The sequence below is a fragment of the Acinetobacter cumulans genome, from assembly GCF_003024525.3.
GTDB classification, from domain to species: domain Bacteria; phylum Pseudomonadota; class Gammaproteobacteria; order Pseudomonadales; family Moraxellaceae; genus Acinetobacter; species Acinetobacter cumulans.
Window position 1 is genome coordinate 2057183 of sequence record NZ_CP035934.2, and the last position, 23322, is coordinate 2080504.

Genomic DNA, 23322 nt, shown 5'->3' on the forward strand with positions numbered 1-23322 from the left:
GATATGACCGATCCAAAATTTCCTAAACTCCTCGATTATGAAGCGCTCAAACAACAGTTTGGTGAAGAAGAATCCGCCACAACAACGCAAAATAACCCCAAAGAAACAGATAACCCATCATTTAAAGCAGAAGATGGCTTATTTGCAGACCCAGTGAAGGAAACTAAGCCCGGACTAAAAGGCACACGCTTACGCTCCTACGCCTTTGCTGTGCTTACACGTAAAGAGTTCTCTAAAGCCGAATTAATTGAAAAGCTTGCCCTATATGCAGAAGATCGCAATGAGGTCATTACACTGGTCGATGAGCTCTCACGTGAAAACTATCAGAGCGACCAGCGTGTTGCAGAAATGATGCTCTCGAGCCAAATGCGTAAAGGCAAAGGCCCGAATCAAATTAAAATGAAATTAAAAAATAAAAAGGTTGATCATCAGCTGATACAAGATGAACTAAAAGAAACCGATTGGGTACAGCAGGCCTATGAACTTAAAGTAAAAAAGTATGGAACTGATGTGGCGACAGATCAAAAGCTAAAAGCAAAGCAAATTAGATTCTTAATGTATCGAGGTTTTGAAATGGATGCGATTATGAAGGCAATTAAACGTAAATCAGATACAGACTTTGATTAAAGAAGTAAAATTGAGAAAATAAAAGAGAGGATTTAATTTTTATAATAATAAAAGAAACTGGTGGCAACCCTACCAGCAAAACTTCGGCACATCATAATTCTACTACCGTTGCTACCTTCCGGTCCTGGCGGGGTTCGTAGAGTACAATTGCGAAGTAACCAGCAGGGCTACCATTGCAAGAACAGAGTATAGAGATTTTTATTAAACTTGCAAGCACTCTGACATAAATTAGCTAAACCATTTATTCGTTTGATTATTTTTAAATCAAAATAAGGATTTTTTAGAAAAATACCATCTCCATCATAATGAATTTTATTTACCTTTCATCACAACAAGCATGAAAATGCGTATTGCATTTAATGAAGTTGGCGTTTTTAATGTGTCTATTGAAAATCAACATGATGCCTGACTCAACTGAAGTTGAGTAGCTAATGAAAAGACTATATGGAACTTAAATTATGTTAAAAAAACATGCGCTCGGCACACTGCTTCTTTGCTGCACCGCACCCGTTTTTGCCAATATTCCAATTGAATCACGGGGTTTAAGCCAAAATTCGGCGAGTTACGCACCTAACAATACACAAGCCGCTATTTCTACAGGCTCAGGTGAAACGGTAACCACCAATCTAAATTGGCAACTCATGCAGAAAAATCAACAGCTTGAAAATGACATTCGTACTTTACGCGGTAAAATTGAAGAGCATGATAACGAAATTGAAAAACTTAAAAATGAATTAAATAACCGTTATGCTGATTTGGATCAACGCCTAGAAACATTACAACAAAAAGTAGAGCCTTCAGAAGAAAGCGCTACGCCCGAGGAGGATAACCAACAAGGTACTGCACCCAGCACCAGCAACACCTTAAAAACTGCGCCAGTGAACAATACACCAACCCCAACGATTAAAACATCGGCTGTTGTTGTTCCTGCAAAATCAACCGTTACACCTACAACAACAAAAACTGCTCCAATTGCAGTTAAATCCGATGAGTTAGATAAAGCTGCATATACAGTAGCATTAGATGCCTATAAACAAGGCGGAGCTAAAAAAGCCATTGCACCAATGCAAAACTTTATCAAAAACAATCCAAACAGCGTTTATATCAGTAATGCTCATTTCTGGCTGGCCGAGTTTAACGTTGCGATAGAGCCATCTAATTTTAGCGAGGCTAAGCGAAATTACAGCATTGTCGCAAACCAATACCCAAATTCAGCACGTGCTTCTAGAGCACTTTATCAGCTGTATAGCATTGCAAAAGATGTCGATCACAACACAGCACAAGCAACGCAGTACAAACAAAAGTTACTTAAGAGCTACCCGCAGTCTGAAGAAGCCAAATACTTTAAATAATTTAGATGTTATAGCAGATAATGTACGTTAAATTTTCTGTTAAACACCCATAAAAAAGACCGCCTCATGGCGGTCTTTTTTAGATTAAAGCTTAACGTGTAATACCACGTTTTGACTGCTCTAATGAATCAATTAGTAATTGCGCTTCAGATACTTCAGGTAAAATCTCTGCACGAATTTTATCTAAAGCTTCTTGCGTGGTTAAGCCTGATTTATAAATCAACTTAAATGCTTCTCGAAGACCTTGAATCACGTTCTTCGACCAACCCTTACGACGCATGCCTTCGATATTCATTGCAAATGCATGTGCAGGATTTCCTGACACCATGACATACGCTGGGACATCTTTCAAAATAAGTGATGCACCACCAATCATACTGTAAGAATCAATTTTACAGAATTGGTGAATACCTGAGTTACCCCCAATTACAACATAGTCGCCCACGTGCACATGCCCTGCAACACCTACATTGTTTGCAAAGATATTGTGATCACCGACCACACAATCATGTGCAATATGTGTATTCACCATTAATAGGTTATGACTACCCACTTTTGTCAGACCTTGATCTTGAACTGTGCCACGATGCAAGCTGCAATGCTCACGAATCGAATTGTGGTCACCAATTTCCAACCAAGTTTCTTCCCCTGCATATTTTAAGTCTTGACAGACTTCTCCAACACTTGCGAATTGGAAAATTTCATTGTATTCACCAATACGGGTATAACCACCAACCACAACATGTGAATGCAGTTGGGTGCCCGCACCAATTGTGACATTTGGACCAATAATACAATAAGGGCCAATTTTCACATCTGGAGCAATGACTGCTGATGAGTCAATAATAGCGGTGGGATGAATGAATTCGTTATTACTCATGCTTGCTCTATTTTCTGATGCGAAATCATAATTTCCGCAGTTGCTGCGACTATGCCATCCACAGTAGCAATACAATTATATTTGTAAATACCACGTTTTTGCATGACAAGTTCAGATTTTAACACCAATTGATCACCTGGAACGACTGGCTTTTTAAAACGCACTTTCTCGGCACCAGCAAATAAAAATAGATTACCCGGTGTTGGTAATTTATTGTTCATTACGAAGCCAAGAATACCTGAAATTTGCGCCATTGCTTCAACAATTAACACACCCGGCATAATCGGAAATTCTGGGAAATGTCCCTGTAAAAACTCTTCATTGATTGAAACGTTTTTATAACCAACAATGCTATTTTCAGTGATATCAGTAACACGATCAACCAACAAAAATGGATAGCGGTGTGGAAGATATTCACGAATTTTTTGTGCACTCATTGGCAACTCTGGTTTCGTGAATGCAGGTGTATTCGACTCAGTCATCATATTATTTACGCAGTTTAAAAGTTGATTCAAGGGACTCAATTTGAGCTTGCATATGATCAAGTCGTTTGACCAGCTGGGTCAATGGCACATCTGCTAATTGTCTCATACGAACAACTGTGCGTTTCCATTTCTGATTTTCAAACAACGCTGTACCAGAAGAATACTTTCCAGCTTCAGAAATATTATTTGTCACCATTGACATTCCTGTCAAAGTCACATTATCCGCAATTTTAAGGTGCCCTGAGACTGCACTAGCACCACCAATGATACAATTTTTGCCAATGGTTGTGCTACCTGCGATTGCAATATTTGCAGCTAAAGCCGAATGCGCACCTATATGAACATTATGTGCGATTTGCACAAGGTTATCGATAATGACACCTTCTTCCAAAATTGTGTCATCCATTGCACCACGATCAACACTGCAATTTGACCCAATACGTACGTCATTTGCGATACGTACTGAACCTAATTGTGCAATTCGGTTCCATTTGCCTTGATAAGGTGCAAAGCCAAAACCTTCACTACCAATCACTGTATTTGCATGAATACGAACACGATCACCCAATTTGCACGCACCCATTAAGGTAACATGTGATTCAATTAGGCAATCCCTCCCCACCTCAACATCATCATCTAAAGTTGCATGTGCTTGAATAACAGTATGCTCACCCACAACACAATGCTCACCAATGACAACATAGTGACCAATATAGGCTGTTTCGGCAATCATGGCAGATGGATGGATTTGGGCTGTCGCTTCAATACCCGTTTTTGTGTTCTTTTTTTCAAACACATGGGTCAATATGGCAAAGGCAAGATATGGATTAGCCACCACAATAAAGTTTTGCTGGGCTGAATTGAGATGTGCTTTAAGCTCTGCCGTGACAATCAGTGCGCCGGCTTGAGATTGATTAGCTTGATCAAGATATTTTTCTGCATTTACAAATGCGATATGCTCTGGCTGTGCATGCTCAAGGCTAGCCAAACCTTTGGGTCGTAAATCTGCATTACCAACAGCTTCGCCTTGCACGAGGCCGGCGAGCTGTTTTAAACTTAACTGTTCAGGATTCATCGATTACTTAATTGCATTAACCTTTTGAATCATTTTATCAGTTAAATCATACTTAGCGTCATAAGCTAACGCTGAATTTTTATTCAAAACCACGTCCAGATTATTTTCCTTCCGCAATTGTTCAGCTGCTTGCTTAATTCTTGAGTCCATAACTTGGTTAATCGATTGAATATTCGACTGTACCGTAGCTTGAACTTTTTGCTGCAAAGCATTTAAAGTGCTTAACTTAGTTTGATATTGCTGAGCAAGTTTTTGCTTTTCCGCATCTGACAATTTATTTGCACTTTGTTGTGCTTTTAATTGCATAGCTTCAAGCTCTTTGCTCAGATTTTCAATCTGTGTTGTTTGGGGCTTAATTTGTTGCTGAAAAGACATATTTTGCTGTTTCAAATATGCACTTTGCTCAACAATACGCTCTAGATCTACCACACCATAGCCTGCGGCATGTACAGCAGTAGAGCCCAATACGCTAAGGGCGAATAGGCTTTTAAGTATTATTTTCATTTTAACTTCCATCACTTATTCCGAAATGGACCGTACTTAGAACGTACGGCCAATTTCAAACTGGATATTCTTCGTGTTATCGCCTGCTTTTTCATTCAATGGGAATGCATAGCTCAACGATAATGGACCAATCATGGTAATCCATGTAAAGCCTGCACCTACGCTATAACGCATATTTTTTGCATCAAAGCCAAAATTGTCTTCACAGTACTTTTTAGCATCCACTGCAAGTGTTGCATCGAGATAAATCTTTTCTGATGACACATTACACTGTGTATCAAAGACTTGTGCACCCTCAGCAAACAATACAGGACGAACTTGACGTGCCCAATCACCTTTAAAAGGCATTGGAAGCACTAGCTCTGTACCAAATTGCACCAAGGCATTACCACCAACTTCTTCAGGATCCCAATCTTTCTGATGTGTTTCACTGTATTGAACGCCAGGATATTTAGGGCCTAAAGTACTATTATCATAACCACGTACCGAACCAAAACCACCTGCATAGAAGTTTTTAAAGAACGGTAAATCATTACCATAACCCAACTTACCATAACCACGTAATACAAAGTCTTTACCCAGCGGGAAGAAGGCTTGCGCATCATAAGTTAGTTTTTGATATTCAACATCACTGCCCGGTACCGCAATTTCAGCATTCACACGATGTGACATACCGCTGGTTGGGAACATTGGACGGTTTAATGTGTTATATGACCAACCTAAGTTTAAGTTATAGGTTAGGAAATCACCCTCAAATGCTGAGCCATACTTCGGTGACAATTTACCAGGTGGACATACCATTTCACCTGTAGTTGGATCTTTTTCCAATTCAACCAAACAATAGGTTGAAGTATTTGTGGTCTTACCACCATTGGCTAATAAGTAGTCTCGCACATAAGTTGATACATACGCACCTGCTGTCACTTTAGTACTATCAATGTTTAAACCAGCACTAATACTTTGGTTTTCATCAATTGGATAGCCAAAGTTAATACCACCACCAAAACTGTCTGTAACGTAGTTGTTTACGTTATAGTCATTGTTTAGCTTGGTTTTACGGTAGTACATGTTATAACCACGACGTACACCATCAATAGTGAAGTACGGGTCTGTAACACTTAAGTTATAGTAATCTTGTGTTTCTGAACGTGATAAATCAATCGCAACTGAGTTACCTGTTCCCAAGAAGTTAGTTTGACTTAAACCTGCTTGGAAAGTCACACCGCCACTTTGCGAGAAACCAACAGCAAGTGTACTTGTACCTGAGTGCTGTTCTTCAACATTAATGTTTAAGTCCACTTGGTCTGGTGAATTTGGTACACGGGCAGGTTTAATATCTACAGTTTTAAAGAAGCCAGTACGCTCTAAACGTACTTTTGACAAATCAATTTTTTCATTGCTTGCCAATGCACCTTCCATCTGACGCATTTCACGACGCAATACAGAATCCGCAGTTTTACTATTCCCGGTAAAGTTAATGCGTCGAACTGTAACTTGCTGACCTGGATTAATGTAGTAGTTTAAATCAACTTGTTTTGTTTCATTGTTGATTTGTGGCACCACATTGACTTCAGCATAGTAATAACCAGAGTTACCATACTTACGCAGTAATAGTTGCTTCACTGCGTTCACTTTTTCTTGTGAATACAGCTCATCCGATTTATAAATTTGTAATGCTTGAAGGTCTTTTTCAGAGTAAAGCGCATCACCTAAGAATTTAGTTTCGCCAAATTTAAACTGCTCACCTTCATCTACTGATACTTCAATAAAGACGTTCTTTTTGTCTTCACTCAAGTTCAAACTTGAATTGGTAATATTGAAATTGATGTAGCCTTTGTTCAAATACATTGCGCGCAATGATTCAAGGCTGGCTGCCATTTTTTCACGTGCATAACGGTCATTACGTGAAACAACAGATGCCCAACCACTTTCTTTCACAGCAAAGGCTTGCTTGATATCAGCATCTTTAAATACTGTATTACCAATAATATTAATATCAAAAACTTTTGCAGCTTTACCTTCAGTAAATTCCAGTAAAAGATCAACACGGTTATTTGGTTTTGCAGTCGTTGTTACTTTAACATCAGCATCATAGCGGCCTTGTTGCATATATTGCTGTTCAAGCTCAGTCTCAACAATTTGCAATGCAGACTTTTTCAGTACTTCGCCTTCAGCTAGACCCATTTTTTTTAAGCCTTCTTCCAAGGCTTCTTTAGGAATCAGCTTATTGCCTTTTAACTCAATTTTAGAAATAACAGGACGTTCTACAACTGTAAATATCAGGTTATTGCCTTCTTGTGATGTTTTAATATCATCAAAAAGTCCTGTTGCGTATAAAGTACGAATTGCATTTGCTATTGAAGAATCGCTGACACGATCACCACTAGTGACTGGCAACATGCCATACACACTTTCTGGTGTTAAACGGACAAGTCCGTTTACTTTTACATCTTGTACTACAAAATCATCCGCTGCATATATTTGTTGTGTAGCTGCCATTGCACTAACGAGTGCCAAAGGCATAAATAAATGTGTGTGCTGCATGCCAGTCTTTTCCGCTGTTAAATTTATTTCGTCATCTACGCTTATAAACGCATAAAATCATTGAAGAGTGCGAGTAGCATCATGCTACCCAGCAGTACCATACCAATTTTCAGTCCAACCAATTGTATTTGTTCAGAAACAGGTTTACCACGAATTAATTCAATAAAATAGTAAACTAAATGACCACCATCCAGCATCGGAATAGGTAATAAGTTTAAAATTCCCAAACTCACACTCATGAGTGCCATAAATGAGATAAAGGTTTGCCAACCCATTTCTGCACTTTGGCCTGCCACTTTTGCAATCGTGATTGGGCCAGATAAGTTATCTAAACCAATCATACCTCGAACCATTTTTACAATGGAGTTCAGAATCATACTCGAAAGTTGACCTGTTTTATCTAGCGCCATTGTAAACGCTTCAACTGGTGTGTATTGAATTGTTTGCTTATATTCTGCAGGAATCACAACTTTACCAGGGTCACTTTGCACCCCAAGCACACCTGTGACTTTACCCATATTATCGCGTTGACCTTGTGGCATTACTTCTAAATGCACAATTTTTTGATCCCGCAATACATCAATCTTTAATAACTTTTCTGGTGATCCTTTTACCACTTGTACCACATCAAACCAATCATTCATCTTTTGACCATCAATCGCAACAATACGATCTCCAGCCTTCATGCCTTGGCGAATCGCAGCCCCATCATCACTCAATTTTGTGACAGTCGCTGGAATTACTGGACGGTATGGAACAAAACCTAAAATATCTAAAGGTGATTCAGATTGATCTTTAAGAAAACCTTGGATAGGCAATTGAAAGTTTTTGACTTCTCCAGCACGATCCGCTGTCACCAAAATACTGCCTGTTTCACCTACACGGTCAACCAACGCATAATTGAGCTTTTCCCATGTACTTACAGGTGTACCATCAATTGCAGTAATTTTGTCACCTGTATGCATCTGCATTGTTGCAGCAGGTGTATTTGGCAACACTTTACCTACACGTGTATTTAATTGCTCTTGTGCAGGTAAAAAAAGTACCCAAAACAAAACCACGGCTAAGGCCAAATTAATTAATGGCCCAGCAGCTACAATTGCAATTCGCTTCCAAGGATGCTGACGGTTAAATGCAAAAGGTAAATCCTCTTCTGCAACATTGCCTTCACGCTCATCTAGCATTTTGACATAGCCACCTAATGGCAATGCCGAAAGCTGGTATTGAATCCCTGATTTCTTAGAAGTCCATTTCAGAATAGTTGGCCCAAACCCAATGGAATAAACCAACACTTTTACGCCAAGTTTACGTGCAACAAAATAATGACCAAACTCATGTATTGCAATTAAGGGCCCCAACAACAGAATTGCAGCCACAATAATAAACAAGGCGCTCATACTAACTTCCTTTATTGGTCACCAATTGTTGTGCAATTGCACGCGCTTCAGCATCTGCTTGTAAAATCACATCCAGATTGTTTGCAGCCTGATGTGCCAGTTGATTCAATGTTTGCTCAACAATCGCAGGGATCTGCATAAATCCAATTTTTTGCTTTAAAAATGCATCCACCGCAATTTCATTGGCTGCATTTAAAATCGCAGGTGTAGTTCCACCTACTTTCATAGCTTGACGTGCCAATTGAAGCGCAGGGAATCGAGTTGTATCAGGCTCAACAAAATTTAATTGCGAATGTGTAAATACATTTAATGCTGGAACATGCGTTTGTATGCGTTCAGGCCAAGCCAAAGCATGTGCAATTGGCGTACACATATCTGGATTACCCATTTGTGCCAAGGTCGAACCATCTACATATTGCACCATAGAGTGGATGATACTCTGTGGATGCACAACAACTGTTACAAAATGTTCTTCAATTGAAAATAAATGGCAGGCTTCGATCAACTCTAAACCTTTATTCATCAACGTAGCAGAATCTACAGATATTTTTTGCCCCATAGACCAATTTGGATGTTTACATGCTTGCGCAGGTGTCACCGAATGTAATTGTTCTAGGCTATGGTTTAGAAATGGACCACCAGACGCGGTCAGTAAAATATTGGACACACCCAGTTTAGGTTGACCATTTCGTTCGGCCTGAAAATAATTTTGAGGTAAGCACTGAAAAATAGCATTGTGCTCAGAATCTACAGGCAATAGTGTCGCATGATGATCCAAAGCAGCTTGCATCATGATATCGCCCGACATCACCAATGCTTCTTTGTTGGCAAGTAAAACTCGCTTACCTGCCTTTACAGCAGCTAAAGTCGGAAGCAGACCAGCCGCACCAACGATTGCTGCCATCACCACATCAACATCTGAATGTGAAGCAACAGCAATTAAGCCTGCTTCATCAGCCAAAATTTCGATGTCAGCCAATTGCTCTGCCACAAGGAGCTGTCGTAATTCATCTACTTTAGAGGATGGTACAACAGCGAATCTCGGTCGGTACTGTTTGCAAATTTCTACCAGCTCTGCAAGTCTGCTCTGCGCAGTCACTGCAAAAACGGAATACTCTTGTGAATGTTGCGCCAAGATTTTCAAGGTACTTTGACCTATCGACCCTGTTGCACCCAATATACAAACAGATTGAGACATTTATAAATCTACGCCAAGAAGTTTTAAAACATATATGCCCGCAGCAAAAATTGGGGCAGCAGCCAATAATGAGTCAATTCGATCGAGCACACCGCCATGACCAGGAAGAATTCGACCCGAATCCTTAATGCCAGCACGACGTTTAATCATCGATTCAAATAAATCACCCAATACTGAGCTAAATACGGTAATCACAGATAAAATAAGGAATAAAGCATGTTCTGCTAAGCTTAAGTCAAGATAAACCACCTCAACTACAACCACGATTAACATTGCAGTAAACACACCACCATACAAACCTTCTAAAGATTTGTTTGGACTCACATCGGGTGCGAGTTTCTTTTTACCCAGCTTACGTCCTACGAAGTAAGCACCACTGTCTGCACCCCAAACCAACAGGAATAAGTACATGAGCCACCACGGTGAGCTCTGCCAAACAGAGAAAATGGCTGTAACAGCAGCTGAAACCAAAACCAAACCTATGACTTTAAGCGTTGGATTATACCAACCGTCATATTCTGGATAAGATTTCACCCAATAAACACTGAGCAACCACGTCAAAATCGAGGCTGCCCAAAGTAATAAAGCCACATCATTATAGCTTAATGCTAAGGTAGAAATCGCAGCAGTGACTAAACCATAGCCCCATGCAAGCAGTTTATTTACATTCTTAGATTTTTTAGGCATGAGTTTAAACCACTCATAGCCAGCAACCCCAGCTGCAATGATCATCAGCACAAACATTGGGTAATGCGAAGACGAAGCAAACATACAGCTCAGTACAACCGCAACTAGCACCAATGCGGTAATAATCCGCTCTAACATTTATTAATTCTCAAGTGACGCTTGTTGAACTTGTTCTGATGTTTTACCAAAGCGGCGTTCACGCCCTGCAAATACTGCAAAAGCATCATCTAATTCTTCAACGGTAAATTCTGGCCATAATGTATCTGTAAAATACAATTCTGCATAAGCGGCTTGCCACAATAGAAAGTTCGATAGACGGAAATCTCCACCTGTACGAATTAACAAATCTACTGCAGGTAAATCACTCATGCTGACATAGCGACCAAATACATCGGTATCTATTGCATCAAGCGTTAATTTGTTTGCCATAACATCGGCCGCAATCTGCTGTGCAGCGTGCGCCATATCCCACATACCGCCATAACTTATCGCAATGGTCAGCGTCATGCTAGAGAAGTTAGCAGTCCTTTCTTCGGCATGCAACATGAGTGCACGTAATTCTGGAGATAAACGTGATCGATCTCCGATAAAACGAAGCGAAATGTTAAATTTTTCCATACGTGGCAATTGTTCATGAATTGTTTCTTCTAACAATTTCATCAACAAATCAACCTCAAATTGAGGTCGTTTCCAGTTTTCACTAGAAAATGCAAACACAGTTAATGCTTGGATATTCGCTTGTCGACAATGCTCTACAATTGGATCTAGGATCTCTTTACCAGAACGATGACCTTCACCTTTTTGCATTAGATTTTTTTTGGCAAAACGATTGTTGCCATCCATAATGATGGCAACATGTTTTGGAAGACTGGAATTTTCTTCAGAAACGGTCATTCAAGATTAGACCTTCATTAATTCAGCTTCTTTTGCAGCTAAACGTTTTTCCACTTCAGCAACAAATTTGTCTGTAATTTTTTGAATGTCATCACCAGCACGACGCTCATCATCTTCAGAAATTTCTTTTTCTTTCAACAATGCTTTGATATCACCTAAAACATCACGGCGAATGTTACGAATCGCAACTTTTGCATTTTCAGCTTCGTTACGCGCAACTTTTTGCATATCACGACGTGTTTCTTCAGTTAGTGCTGCCATTGGCACGCGAATCGCGTCAGCAGTAATCGGGTTTAAACCGAGGTCAGATTCACGAATTGCTTTATCAATTGCAGCAACCATTGTACGTTCAAATGGTTGAACCAATAGTGTACGTGAGTCTTCAACACCTACGTTTGCAACTTGATTTAATGGAACATCAGAACCATAGTAAGGAACCATAACACCGTTAAGGATCGATGGGTGCGCACGACCTGTACGTACTTTTCCAAAACCATGCTCTAAAGACTCCAGCGACTTGTTCATGCGTTCTTCGGCGTCTTTTTTAAGATCGTTAATCATAAGATCTTCCTTACTAAATTTTAAATGAGGTATAACTAAATATAATCTGTAGTATAGAGAGCTTTCGGCCCCACGTACATTAGTTCGTAACGTGAGTACCTTCTTTTTCACCCATCACTACAGACAACAATGAACCTGCTTTGTTCATGTCAAATACTTGAAGTGGCACGTTATGATCACGGCATAAGCAAATTGCTGTTAAATCCATTACACCTAATTTTTCATCTAACACTTGGTCAAATGTCAAAGCATCGTATTTCACAGCATCATCGTATTTGCTTGGATCTTTGTTGTATACGCCATCAACTTTAGTTGCTTTTAAGATTAAGTTTGCTTCAATCTCGATACCACGTAAGCATGCTGCTGTATCTGTAGTGAAGAATGGGTTACCAGTACCCGCAACAAATACACACACTTCACCACGAGTTAAATGACGAATTGCATCACGGCTTGAATATGATTCTACTACTGCGCCAATTGGCAATGCAGACATCAAACGCGTTTTAATATTACGGCGCACCAAAGCATCACGTAATGCAAGGCCATTCATTACAGTTGCCAACATACCCATTTGATCGCCTGTTACACGACCAACGAGGCCATCCTTTTGTAACTGGCTGCCACGGTATAAGTTACCACCACCAACAACGATACCCACTTGAACACCCAAACCAACAAGGTGCGCAATTGCGAGTGACATTTGATCGAGCACTTGTGCATCGATACCCATATCTTTATTGCCTGCCAAAGCTTCACCAGAAAGCTTTAGAAGAATGCGACCAAAACGCGGTTTTTTAGAATCAAGCATCATCAACTCCGAATTATTTAATTTCAATTATTTTTCGTGAATCATTTAATACGAATTAATTTCGCATATAAGTCATATTCATCTGCATCGGTAATTTCCACTTCAAGCAAATCACCTGCCTTAATCAATGATTTATCGATATCTTCAACAAAGACGTTACCATCAATTTCAGGTGCATCCGCATAAGAGCGTGCAACTGCAACTGGGAACTCATCTTCTAAATCATCAACCAACACTGTCATGGTTTGACCAATACGTTTTTGCAGTTTCGCTGCAGAAATTTCTTGTTGAACTTCCATGAAGCGTTCATAGCGTTGTTGCTTAATCTCTTCAGGCACATGATCTGGCAGATCGTTTGCTGTAGCACCTTCAACAGGTGAGTATGTAAAACAACCCACACGGTCTAGCTGTGCTTCTTTTAACCAATCTAACAGCATCACGAAGTCTTCTTCAGTTTCACCAGGGAAACCTACAACAAAAGTTGAACGAAGGACTAAGTCTGGGCATTTTTCACGCCATACTTTTAAACGCTCTAGTGTATTTTCACTATGCGCAGGACGTTTCATCAACTTCAAGATTTTAGGACTTGCGTGTTGGAATGGAATATCCAAATATGGAAGAATTTTACCTTGTGCCATCAAATCAATCACAGCATCGACATGCGGATACGGATAGACATAATGCAAACGAACCCAAATACCCAACTGCCCTAAAGCTTCACACATATCGTAAAACTTAGTTTTTACAGGTTGGCCATTCCAAAAGTCCAATTTGTACTTTGTATCTACACCGTATGCAGAAGTGTCTTGTGAAATGACAAGAACTTCTTTTACACCCGCATTTTTGAGTGCTTGTGCTTCGCTTAATACCGAGCCCACTGGACGTGAAACTAAATCACCACGCATGCTTGGAATAATACAGAATGTGCAACGGTGGTTACATCCTTCTGATATTTTCAAATATGCATAATGTTTTGGTGTTAAACGAATCCCTTGTTCTGGAACAAGGTCAATGAATGGATTATGTTTTGGTGGCTCTGGAACGTACTCATGTACCGCTTCCATAACTTCTTGATATGCCGCAGCACCTGTCACCTTTAAGACGTTTGGATGCATTTGGCGAATTTTGTCTTCGTCTTTACCTAGACAACCTGTCACAATCACGCGACCATTCGCGCTCATTGCTTCACCAATGGCGTCTAAAGACTCTTGTACTGCAGATTCAATAAAACCACAGGTATTTACAACAACTAAATCTGCACCATCATAATCTGATGCAACATCATAACCTTCAGTTTTTAACTGAGTTAAAATTCGTTCGGAATCAACCAATGCCTTAGGACAACCTAAAGAAACAAAACCGACTTTGGGGGATTTCATGAATCTGCGCTCCACTAGAATGCGCGTATTGTATGTCTTTTCTTTGCATAAAAATAGGTGAAAAGGCCACTCTTTATATCATGCACCAAAATAATGCTATAATTTCATCCATATAATTAAAAATGCACCATTTTGAACCATATTTTATTTACAGCCCTTTTTTTATTCGCTATACATTTAAATTAAAGGCCAACTTCGGCACATTCTTTTAATTCAGCACTCAAATTTGGCGTTCTTTTAGAAAAGTTGGCGTGCATTTTGCTTACTCTGCATCAATTCAGTCCGTTTACTGAAAACAGAATGCCTTATGAAGATGCCATTGCGCCATTTTAAAACAGAACACCCACCGCTAATGGATCAACCTATGACCATCGATTATCGGCTATTAGTAGATAATTTAACCACAGCGATTTTACTGGTCGATAGTAATCTCAATATTTATTACTTAAATTCGTCATGTGAAGCACTTTTTGACATCAGTTTACTTCGGGCTGAAGGCCTGCCTGTGCTTCATTTATTGCACATGCCCAATGATGAATTCAATACAGAAGAAGCCCTAAACAACACTCTACAATCTGGGCAACCTTATACACGACGCGAAGCAACGATTAATGTGAACTTCAAAGACATTCATGTTGATTACACGGTGTCGCTTTTAAGTTCAGGCAAGTCATATCACCCTTTATTGATTATTGAGCTTAATCCAATTGACCGAATGCTCAAAATCTCTAAAGAAGAGAATCTCATTCAGCAACATCAAGTCGCACGCCAACTGATTCGTGGCGTGGCACATGAAATTAAAAACCCATTGGGGGGCATCCGCGGTGCAACACAGCTTTTGGCTCGTAGTTTAAATGACCCTCAGTACAGTGAATTTACCGACATTATTATTAGTGAAGTCGATCGTTTGCGTAATTTGGCCGACACCATGCTGGGTTCACGCCAACTTCCAAGCTATGAACCAACCAATGTACACGAGCCTTTAGAACGTGTACGTGCCCTCATTGCGAACCAAACCAAAAAGAAAATAAAAATCACACGTGACTATGACCTTTCTTTACCCGATGTCATGGCCGATCGCGACCAACTTATTCAAGTCATGCTCAACATTAGCGTTAATGCTGTGCAAGCCATGACTGAAAATAAAGATTTCTTTGAAGAACACCAACCAGAACTGATTCTTCGCACGCGTATTCAGCGCCTAGTTACCATAAATGGTGTACTCAAACGCTCTGCTGTACGCATTGACATTGAAGATAACGGCCCAGGTGTACCTGAAGAAATTTTAGAATCTGTGTTTTATCCTTTAGTGACTGGACGTGCTAAAGGTACAGGCTTAGGCCTCAGTATTGCGCAAAATATTATGCATCAACACAACGGAATGATTGAATGCCAATCTGTTCCCGGCAAAACAACTTTTAGCTTATATTTACCTTGGGAGTCAGGACATGTCGCGAAATAAAATATGGGTCATCGATGATGATCGCGCGATGCGCTGGGTTTTAGAAAAAACATTTAAAGAAGAAGGTTTTGATGTTACCAGCTTTGAAGAGGCTCAATCTGCACTCGATCAACTTAGTGTAGATGCACCCGATGTCATCTTAACTGACATTCGTATGCCCGGTATTGATGGTTTGACTTTCCTAGGCAAAGTCAAAGGTAGTCATCCCGATCTTCCTGTCATTATTATGACAGCGCACTCAGATTTAGAATCTGCCGTGTCGAGCTATCAAACTGGTGCTTTTGAATATCTACCAAAACCTTTTGATATTGATGAAGCATTAGCCTTGGTCAATCGTGCAATTTTGCATATTGCGAAGCTTCAACAACAAGAATCTGCAAAAACCGTTCAACCCATTCAATCCACTGAAATTATTGGTGAATCTCCTGCAATGCAGGAAGTATTTCGTGCTATTGGTCGTCTATCACAATCGCACATTACGGTACTCATTAATGGTGAATCTGGTACAGGTAAAGAGTTGGTTGCGCATGCGTTACATCGCCACTCTCCGCGTAGTAGCAAACCGTTTATTGCACTCAACATGGCTGCTATTCCCAAAGATTTGATTGAAACAGAATTGTTTGGTCATGAAAAAGGCGCATTTACGGGTGCAAATACACAACGCCAAGGTCGCTTTGAACAAGCCAATGGCGGTACGCTGTTTTTAGACGAAATTGGCGATATGCCATTTGAAACCCAAACACGTTTACTACGTGTATTGGCCGATGGCGAGTTCTACCGCGTAGGCGGACATATTCCTGTAAAGGTTGATGTACGTATTGTGGCTGCAACCCATCAGGACCTTGAAAAACTTGTTCATGAAGGTCGCTTCCGCGAAGACTTGTATCACCGCCTGAACGTGATTCGTATTCACATTCCAAAACTTGCACACCGTAGCGAAGACATACCTATGCTTGCGCAGCATTTCTTGGCGCGTGCAGGTAAAGAATTGGGCGTCAGTCCAAAAATATTGCGTCCTGAAACGCAAGAATATATGCAAAAACTGCCTTGGCAAGGCAACGTGCGCCAATTGGAAAATACTTGTCGCTGGCTCACAGTGATGATTACAGGTCGTGAGGTTTATCCTGAAGATTTACCTTCTGAACTCAAACAAATTCCAATTCACCAAAGTGGTGAAGGTTCGCCTGCGCCAAATACTTTAGATCGTGTTTCAATTCACCATTGGGACGAGCTACTTGGCCAATGGGCGGTACAAAAGCTTAAAAATGGCGAAATGAAGATTCTAGACATTGCCACACCTATGTTTGAGCGCACACTGATTAATGCCGCATTACAGCAAACCCGTGGTCGTAAACGTCATGCAGCTGAGCTTTTAGGTTGGGGACGTAATACGCTTACCCGTAAGCTCAAAGAGCTAGGCATGGACAGTGCCGACGATGAAGTTGAAGAAGAATTAGAAAGCTAATTCTTTCGGCTCATGCAATAAAAAAGGCTAATCTTCGGATTAGCCTTTTTTATTGAAACCTTAGTGCATTAAGCAGTAATCCCCACATAGCGCAAGTAACCATCAATACCTAAATCTGACTGATAAATAACAAAATCTGGATAACTTGATGCTGTTAGTTCCTCAATCACCACCACTTGATCGTCATTGGCATGCATATCATCTACAGTACGGCGCAAAGTATGCTCAAATTCATCCGTAATGTATTCAAAACCAATATCCATAGCGATAAATAACGTGTGCTCACACGGCTGTACATACTGCTCTTCTGACCAATTAATCACGGCTTGCTGGCAGTGCGGGCAGTTAATATTGTCGGTTGCCTGAATAGAAAGTTGAATAAGTTGATAAGCCATGAATATTTATATCTTGAGTGAATCAAATGATTTTAGCAAAAACTCAGTATTTGCTGATGCTATTTTTATATTCTAACTTAGCCTGAATGTCAGATTCCACAAAAAAGGAAGCCAAAGCTTCCTTTTATATCTCAATTTTTACCACAACAATTCGCGTTATTTTTTACTCGATTTATAAGCAGATAACGCTGCCACAGCCACCGCTGAAAGCACAATCCCCGGCGCACTTGCAAGCAAGATACCTGTCGTGCCCAAACCGAGCGCTAAAATTTTACCTGTCAGCAGAGGCCCTGTCATCGCGCCCAAACGGCCAAGAGAAATTGCGCTGCCTACACCTGTTACTTTGCCGGCTGAGTTATAGAAAATTGGTGAAATGCCGTACAGAATCGATTGACCGCCTGTAGAGAAAATACCCCCAATTAAGCCTGCAAATACCAACAATGGAATGGATTTGGTTGTGAATAAAATTAATACCGCAATAAATAGACCGATATAGATAATCACAGCCATTTGCCACAATTTTAAACGGTCAAGTAAGTAACCTAGGCCAAGCGTACCAATAACCGCACCTACTTGGAAAATCAGCATAATCATGAATGCTTGTGATTTTTCTAAGCCTTGCTCCATCAGTAAGTTTGGCAACCAACTGATTAAGATGTAATTCACCATTAGGGTAAAGAAGAAACTTACCCACAGCGGCAATGTGTATTTGTAACGATTTTCTGCAAAAAGCACTTGCGCCATTGGCGGCACAGCTTCTGCCACTACTGATTCGATCTTTTCTTTGCGCTTATCTTTTAAGATAACTGCCATAAATGGAAGCAATACTAAAGGTGTTAAACCACCAATTAAAAATAATGTGTGCCAAGAAATATCTTTAAAGATAATAGCCAAGCTTGCAACAAAGATTGCACCTACAGGTAAGCCACAATACATCAAGCTGTTTAATTTACCTCGGTTTGCTTCAGTTGCTTCATCACCCACCACTGAAATCATGGTTGGCATAGCAGCCCCCAAACCTAAGCCTGTAAAAAAGCGAGCTGCATATAATATTTCTACACTTGGCGCCAATGCAGTGATTGTCATAAATACGCCAAAGATTGCAATTGAAAGCATCAACACTTTCTTTTGCCCTAAATAATCTGCTACACGGCCACCAAAAAATGCACCGAATAACATACCAAATACCCCTAAGCTAAACACATAGCCCATTTGTACCTGATCTAATGAAAATGTCGCTGCAATTCCTTTCGCCGCGATCCCAGGTGCCTGTAGGTCAAAACCTTCAAAAAACGCCACCCAGAAACACAAAAATACCGTTAAAATTTTCTGTATTTTCCTCGTTTGTACTTGTGCCATGATCTAACTCCATCCGTAGTACACACACAGCCACATCTGACTGTGTGTGCATTCTCTGCCGATTGAGTCACAATAAATACCACTACAATAGTCGGATTAAAGTTTAATTTATAAGCCAAACTTAATGAAACTTATAAGCAAAAGGTTGCATAACAATACATTTCAAGTCTTATTTATTAATTTTATTACTAAAAAACAGCAACTTAATAAAAACAAAGCTTCTAGCTATACAGCTATAACAAAAAACAATAGATAATATGATTTCAGATAAAATGCTGTGCTGTTGAAAATTCTATCCGTGTTTTTTCTGGTTTTAAAATGTATTACAATCAAATAATTACTTACTAATAAATATTTATAATGAGCTTTACAGTCCAAGAAATTGCGCACTAATCAATGATACTTTACAGCAACCCCGTGGCCGTAAGCACCATATGGCTGGACTTCAAGACTGGTGACAATACGCTGACACTCAAACTTAAAAAGCTTGGCATGGACAGTGCTGACGATAAAGTCGAAGAAGAAGTTAAAGGCTAAGCCATTAAAACGCGAATAGCCTGCCACACCGAAATCAGAATTTATAATCAAATATTGCACGAATTGTTCGTAACTATTAACTCAGCAAACGTATTGATTTGATTATCATTGGCAGGAAAATCAGCAACTGTTTGTTGCATGGTTTGCTTGGATTCATTGGTAATGTATTCACACCATAAATAAAATGTGCTCACATAGTTAAATATATTGCTCTTCTTAACAATTGATGATGTATTGATGACAATGTGGGCAAGCGATGTTTTGAGTGGTTTAAGTGTCAAGTTCAATGAGTTAGCATGACATTGGAATGATCAAAATTTGGAACTTTGAGTATTTTAGCAAAGATTTTCCATCAGTTTAAAAATTATGTTGATTGCTTCCAAAGAATAAAAACTCAAAATAAAAGATTTATCCCCATCTGATTATTTAAAACGAAGTATTTAAAATAATCGTGCATAATATGCGAATGAAATACCTTGATCGCCAAAATTTCCTGAAACTACATTTAAGAAACATAAAGGCCACCATTTATTATAAAACGCATCGAATCCTGAAATTATGCACTGATCGCACACTTTAAATGCTACTTAAATCAGATTCCGATAGATACCTTACACCCACCCATATCATGAACCCAAATACCAATATCCCCCACATAATATGTATGATAATCTTCTACTTCAATATGGCTTTGTTGCACAAAGATTTGAAATGCAAAGCGCCCCTAATTGATCCAAATTTAAGGCGTAACTTGGGTAAGTGGGCGACCTAATTCCGTAAATCTGTTAAGGACTGCTACACGTGCATGGATCTCATTCACCTGACTAGGAAAGCTTCTTGCCATTAATTTATCGCCTAATAATTTGATGCAATGCATCTTGGTTTCCACCAAACTGCGGCGATGATAGCCTGACCATTTTTTCCATAATGTCCTGCCTAAATGTTTAACTGTTCGAAGTAATTCATTTCGCTCTAGCGAGCTACTCTTTGTATCTTTCCATGGTTTCGCATTTTTTCTAGGTGGAATCACCGCATGCGCTTGCCGATCTGCAATGACCTGACGGCATTGCTTGGTGTCATAAGCTCCATCGGTATAAACAGAGTCAATCTGCTCATCTTGTGGAATCTGATTAAGTAAATCACCAAGCACCTGTGAATCACTGACATTATTGGTTGTGAGCTGAATAGCGCGTATTTGTAGGGTTTTGGCATCTATACCAATATGTAGTTTACGCCATTGGCGACGATATTCAGCTCCATGTTTCTTGCGTTTCCATTCGCCCTCACCTAGAAACTTCATGCCTGTAGAGTCTACGAGTAGATGCAGCCCATCGCTACTTTTTTGGTAGCTGATTGCAATATCAATATGCTTTTGTCTTCTACAAAGCGTACTGTAATCTGGTGCGGTCCAATTTAATCCGCAAAGTTTAATCAGACTTTGCACAAAGCCAGTGACCATACGTAAAGACAAACGGAATAGAGATTTAATCATTAAGCAGCATTGGATAGCTGCGTCGGAGTAGGTTTGATTTCGCCCTTGTTTGCCTTTTGATGGAGCATACCATTGCGTAGCAGGATCAAACCAAATGGCAATATTTCCGCGACTCATGAGTGCTCGGTTATATGCGGGCCAATTGGTTGTGCGGTAGATTTTGTGTGTAGGCTTCTTCATTTGAAAATTATATCGCTGAAAAAGCCTTTACAGATAGGTTTGTGCAACAAAGCCATTTCAACTTGAAATCTTAAGCAGATTTTTTAGCATTGGCATTTTTACGAATCGTAATCATCACCAATTGAACCGCCGCTGGTGTAACACCCGGAATACGGCTGGCTTGTGCAAGTGTTTCAGGCAACACACCTTTAAGCTTCATGGTAATTTCACGAGAAAGACCTGAAACTGCGTCATAATCAAAATCAGCAGGAATTTTGGTATCTTCCAAACGCTTCATTTGCGCAACGTCTTCTTGCTGACGGTTAATATAACCCGCATATTTCACTGCAATTTCAATTTGCTCACCCACAAATGCAGACACTTCTGAACCTGTAAGCTCAGCAATTTGAGCAAAATTAATATTTGGACGTTTTAACAAATCAATTGCGTTAGTTTCTTTAGACAGATCATCACCTGTCATTTCAACGAATTTTTTACCCAATGGGTTGTTTGGCGCAGCCCAAAGATGCTGTAAACGGCCTTTTTCAGTTTCTACCGCTTCCATTTTTTGGCAGAACGAATCCCAACGCGCATCATCTACCAGACCCATTTCACGGCCAATCGCAGTTAAACGCTGATCCGCATTGTCTTCACGTAGCATCAAACGGTATTCCGCACGTGAGGTAAACATGCGGTACGGTTCTTTCGTACCTAATGTAATTAAGTCGTCAACCAATACACCCATGTACGCTTCATCACGTTTTGGTGTCCATTGCTCTTGATCCCATGCACGGCGCGCAGCGTTTAAACCTGCAAGTAAACCTTGTGCACCCGCTTCTTCATAACCTGTTGTACCGTTAATTTGACCAGCAAAGTACAAGTTATTAATTGCTTTGGTTTCAAGAGAGAATTTCAATGCTTGTGGGTTGAAATAATCGTATTCAATTGCATAACCCGGACGAAGAATGTGTGCATTCTCCATACCACGGATTGAACGAACCAATTCAAACTGCACATCAAAAGGAAGTGATGTTGAAATACCGTTTGGATATAGCTCATGAGTATCCAGACCTTCAGGCTCAAGGAATACTTGGTGTGAGTCTTTATCGGCAAATTTATGAATTTTATCTTCAATTGATGGGCAGTAACGTGGACCTACACCTTCAATTACACCTGTATACATCGGTGAACGATCTAAACCGCCACGAATAATGTCGTGTGTGCGTTCATTGGTATGCGTGATATAGCAGTTAATTTGTTCTGGGTGCATAGACGCATCACCCATAAATGACATCGTCGGAGATGGGAAGTCGCCCGGCTGCGCTGTCATTACAGAAAAATCGACAGAACGTGCATCAATACGTGGTGGTGTACCTGTTTTTAAACGACCTACAGGTAAATTCAATTCACGTAAGCGCGCAGCCAACGAAATTGAAGGCGGATCGCCCGCACGACCACCCGATGCATTGTTTAGACCGATGTGAATCACACCGCCCAAGAATGTACCCGTAGTTAATACGACAGTTTTTGCATCAAAGCGAACACCCATTTGTGTGATCACACCTTTAACGGTATCACCTTCTACAATGAGGTCATCAGCAGCTTGCTGGAAAATATCTAAGTTCGCTTGGTTTTCTAATGTTTCACGAATTGCCGCTTTAAAGCGTACACGGTCAGCTTGCGCACGTGTTGCACGTACTGCCGCACCTTTACGTGAGTTTAAAATACGGAATTGAATACCGCCTTTATCGGCAGCCAATGCCATCGCACCGCCCAAGGCATCAATTTCACGCACCAAATGCGATTTACCAATACCACCAATGGCTGGGTTACAGCTCATCTGCCCTAAAGTCTCAATGTTATGAGTTAAAAGCAAAGTCTGTCGACCCATGCGAGCCGCAGCGAGAGCTGCTTCGGTACCTGCGTGACCGCCACCGATAACAATGACATCGTAAACTTTAGGATAATGCATAGTGGTATGGAGAGATTTCAAAAAATGGATGACCCAAGATTATAGCAAAATTTCACTTATAAGTTGACTGATTCAGTCGTTTTTTATCTT

20 protein-coding genes and 1 other RNA gene are annotated in these 23322 nt (G+C 40.2%); 4 read left to right on the forward strand and 17 right to left on the reverse strand.

Annotated features, from left to right (window positions below; all coding sequences use genetic code 11):
* The first annotated feature begins 3 nt into the window (after nt 1-3).
* On the forward strand, nt 4-627 hold the full coding sequence (locus C9E88_RS09800; protein WP_106984822.1) for a regulatory protein RecX: 624 nt from the start codon (nt 4-6) through the stop codon (nt 625-627).
* A 67-nt stretch (nt 628-694) separates the two neighbouring features.
* Here C9E88_RS09800 and ffs read toward each other — a convergent pair.
* An RNA gene (gene ffs, locus C9E88_RS09805) (signal recognition particle sRNA small type) lies at nt 695-791 on the reverse strand.
* Nucleotides 792-1082: 291 nt separating this feature from the next.
* Between ffs and C9E88_RS09810 the strand changes: the two genes are divergently transcribed.
* Nucleotides 1083-1979 carry a YbgF trimerization domain-containing protein gene (locus C9E88_RS09810; protein WP_106984823.1) on the forward strand — a complete coding sequence of 299 codons (897 nt, stop codon included), beginning with the start codon at nt 1083-1085 and terminating at the stop codon, nt 1977-1979.
* A gap of 91 nt (nt 1980-2070) precedes the next feature.
* Here the strand turns inward: C9E88_RS09810 and lpxA are convergent, their stop codons facing one another.
* The 12 genes from lpxA to rimO all read right to left on the reverse strand — a co-directional run bounded on the left by lpxA (nt 2071) and on the right by rimO (nt 14391).
* A complete protein-coding gene (gene lpxA / locus C9E88_RS09815; RefSeq protein WP_106984824.1) occupies nt 2071-2859 on the reverse strand; it encodes an acyl-ACP--UDP-N-acetylglucosamine O-acyltransferase in 789 nt (262 codons plus the stop codon).
* On the reverse strand, nt 2856-3341 hold the full coding sequence (fabZ, locus tag C9E88_RS09820) for a 3-hydroxyacyl-ACP dehydratase FabZ (protein WP_171356300.1): 486 nt from the start codon (nt 3339-3341) through the stop codon (nt 2856-2858). The genes lpxA and fabZ overlap by 4 nt, the downstream gene beginning before the upstream one ends.
* Before the next feature lie 4 nt (nt 3342-3345).
* Nucleotides 3346-4419 carry a UDP-3-O-(3-hydroxymyristoyl)glucosamine N-acyltransferase gene (lpxD, locus tag C9E88_RS09825; RefSeq protein WP_106984826.1) on the reverse strand — a complete coding sequence of 358 codons (1074 nt, stop codon included), beginning with the start codon at nt 4417-4419 and terminating at the stop codon, nt 3346-3348.
* 3 nt (nt 4420-4422) lie between these two features.
* Nucleotides 4423-4923 (reverse strand): OmpH/Skp family outer membrane protein, encoded by a 501-nt coding sequence (locus C9E88_RS09830; RefSeq protein WP_106984842.1) that lies wholly within the window; start codon nt 4921-4923, stop codon nt 4423-4425.
* Between the two features lie 36 nt (nt 4924-4959).
* Nucleotides 4960-7467: an outer membrane protein assembly factor BamA gene (bamA, locus tag C9E88_RS09835; RefSeq protein ID WP_106984827.1), complete on the reverse strand. Its 2508-nt coding sequence runs from the start codon at nt 7465-7467 to the stop codon at nt 4960-4962.
* 41 nt (nt 7468-7508) lie between these two features.
* Nucleotides 7509-8864 (reverse strand): RIP metalloprotease RseP, encoded by a 1356-nt coding sequence (gene rseP, locus C9E88_RS09840; RefSeq protein ID WP_106984828.1) that lies wholly within the window; start codon nt 8862-8864, stop codon nt 7509-7511.
* Nucleotide 8865: 1 nt separating this feature from the next.
* A complete protein-coding gene (gene ispC, locus C9E88_RS09845; protein ID WP_106984829.1) occupies nt 8866-10062 on the reverse strand; it encodes a 1-deoxy-D-xylulose-5-phosphate reductoisomerase in 1197 nt (398 codons plus the stop codon).
* Complete coding sequence (locus tag C9E88_RS09850; RefSeq protein WP_106984830.1) at nt 10063-10887, reverse strand: phosphatidate cytidylyltransferase; 825 nt, start codon at nt 10885-10887, stop codon at nt 10063-10065. It abuts the gene before it with no gap.
* A gap of 3 nt (nt 10888-10890) precedes the next feature.
* On the reverse strand, nt 10891-11643 hold the full coding sequence (gene uppS / locus C9E88_RS09855) for a polyprenyl diphosphate synthase (protein ID WP_106984831.1): 753 nt from the start codon (nt 11641-11643) through the stop codon (nt 10891-10893).
* A 6-nt stretch (nt 11644-11649) separates the two neighbouring features.
* Nucleotides 11650-12204, reverse strand: coding sequence for a ribosome recycling factor (gene frr, locus C9E88_RS09860; protein ID WP_106984832.1), 555 nt, complete (start codon nt 12202-12204; stop codon nt 11650-11652).
* A gap of 79 nt (nt 12205-12283) precedes the next feature.
* A complete protein-coding gene (gene pyrH, locus C9E88_RS09865; RefSeq protein ID WP_106984833.1) occupies nt 12284-13012 on the reverse strand; it encodes a UMP kinase in 729 nt (242 codons plus the stop codon).
* 41 nt (nt 13013-13053) lie between these two features.
* Nucleotides 13054-14391, reverse strand: coding sequence for a 30S ribosomal protein S12 methylthiotransferase RimO (rimO, locus tag C9E88_RS09870; RefSeq protein WP_106984834.1), 1338 nt, complete (start codon nt 14389-14391; stop codon nt 13054-13056).
* 352 nt (nt 14392-14743) lie between these two features.
* On the opposite strand from rimO, the gene glnL reads away from it, so the two are divergent.
* Nucleotides 14744-15853: a nitrogen regulation protein NR(II) gene (gene glnL, locus C9E88_RS09875; protein ID WP_106984843.1), complete on the forward strand. Its 1110-nt coding sequence runs from the start codon at nt 14744-14746 to the stop codon at nt 15851-15853.
* Nucleotides 15840-17318: a nitrogen regulation protein NR(I) gene (glnG, locus tag C9E88_RS09880; protein ID WP_106984835.1), complete on the forward strand. Its 1479-nt coding sequence runs from the start codon at nt 15840-15842 to the stop codon at nt 17316-17318. Before glnL ends, glnG begins: the two co-directional genes overlap by 14 nt.
* 68 nt (nt 17319-17386) lie before the next feature.
* Here the strand turns inward: glnG and C9E88_RS09885 are convergent, their stop codons facing one another.
* The 4 genes from C9E88_RS09885 to mnmG form a co-directional block, all read right to left on the reverse strand.
* Entirely contained in the window at nt 17387-17713 is a 327-nt protein-coding gene (locus C9E88_RS09885) for a hypothetical protein (protein WP_106984836.1), read from the reverse strand.
* Nucleotides 17714-17869: 156 nt separating this feature from the next.
* On the reverse strand, nt 17870-19072 hold the full coding sequence (gene mhpT, locus C9E88_RS09890) for a 3-(3-hydroxy-phenyl)propionate transporter MhpT (RefSeq protein WP_106984837.1): 1203 nt from the start codon (nt 19070-19072) through the stop codon (nt 17870-17872).
* A 1276-nt stretch (nt 19073-20348) separates the two neighbouring features.
* On the reverse strand, nt 20349-21281 hold the full coding sequence (locus C9E88_RS09895) for an IS5-like element IS17 family transposase (RefSeq protein ID WP_099475569.1): 933 nt from the start codon (nt 21279-21281) through the stop codon (nt 20349-20351).
* Between the two features lie 70 nt (nt 21282-21351).
* Entirely contained in the window at nt 21352-23232 is a 1881-nt protein-coding gene (gene mnmG, locus C9E88_RS09900; protein WP_106986709.1) for a tRNA uridine-5-carboxymethylaminomethyl(34) synthesis enzyme MnmG, read from the reverse strand.
* Nucleotides 23233-23322: the final 90 nt, after the last annotated feature.

Excerpts from the sequence above, each read along its gene's own strand:
- C9E88_RS09800 (WP_106984822.1), top strand. The coding sequence starts at position 4 with ATGACCGATCCAAAATTTCCTAAACTCCTCGATTATGAAGCGCTCAAA.
- lpxA (WP_106984824.1), bottom strand. The coding sequence starts at position 2,859 with ATGAGTAATAACGAATTCATTCATCCCACCGCTATTATTGACTCATCA.
- fabZ (WP_171356300.1), bottom strand. The coding sequence starts at position 3,341 with ATGACTGAGTCGAATACACCTGCATTCACGAAACCAGAGTTGCCAATG.
- lpxD (WP_106984826.1), bottom strand. The coding sequence starts at position 4,419 with ATGAATCCTGAACAGTTAAGTTTAAAACAGCTCGCCGGCCTCGTGCAA.
- C9E88_RS09830 (WP_106984842.1), bottom strand. The coding sequence starts at position 4,923 with ATGAAAATAATACTTAAAAGCCTATTCGCCCTTAGCGTATTGGGCTCT.
- bamA (WP_106984827.1), bottom strand. The coding sequence starts at position 7,467 with ATGCAGCACACACATTTATTTATGCCTTTGGCACTCGTTAGTGCAATG.
- rseP (WP_106984828.1), bottom strand. The coding sequence starts at position 8,864 with ATGAGCGCCTTGTTTATTATTGTGGCTGCAATTCTGTTGTTGGGGCCC.
- ispC (WP_106984829.1), bottom strand. The coding sequence starts at position 10,062 with ATGTCTCAATCTGTTTGTATATTGGGTGCAACAGGGTCGATAGGTCAA.
- C9E88_RS09850 (WP_106984830.1), bottom strand. The coding sequence starts at position 10,887 with ATGTTAGAGCGGATTATTACCGCATTGGTGCTAGTTGCGGTTGTACTG.
- uppS (WP_106984831.1), bottom strand. The coding sequence starts at position 11,643 with ATGACCGTTTCTGAAGAAAATTCCAGTCTTCCAAAACATGTTGCCATC.
- frr (WP_106984832.1), bottom strand. The coding sequence starts at position 12,204 with ATGATTAACGATCTTAAAAAAGACGCCGAAGAACGCATGAACAAGTCG.
- pyrH (WP_106984833.1), bottom strand. The coding sequence starts at position 13,012 with ATGCTTGATTCTAAAAAACCGCGTTTTGGTCGCATTCTTCTAAAGCTT.
- rimO (WP_106984834.1), bottom strand. The coding sequence starts at position 14,391 with ATGAAATCCCCCAAAGTCGGTTTTGTTTCTTTAGGTTGTCCTAAGGCA.
- glnL (WP_106984843.1), top strand. The coding sequence starts at position 14,744 with ATGGATCAACCTATGACCATCGATTATCGGCTATTAGTAGATAATTTA.
- glnG (WP_106984835.1), top strand. The coding sequence starts at position 15,840 with ATGTCGCGAAATAAAATATGGGTCATCGATGATGATCGCGCGATGCGC.
- C9E88_RS09885 (WP_106984836.1), bottom strand. The coding sequence starts at position 17,713 with ATGGCTTATCAACTTATTCAACTTTCTATTCAGGCAACCGACAATATT.
- mhpT (WP_106984837.1), bottom strand. The coding sequence starts at position 19,072 with ATGGCACAAGTACAAACGAGGAAAATACAGAAAATTTTAACGGTATTT.
- C9E88_RS09895 (WP_099475569.1), bottom strand. The coding sequence starts at position 21,281 with ATGAAGAAGCCTACACACAAAATCTACCGCACAACCAATTGGCCCGCA.
- mnmG (WP_106986709.1), bottom strand. The coding sequence starts at position 23,232 with ATGCATTATCCTAAAGTTTACGATGTCATTGTTATCGGTGGCGGTCAC.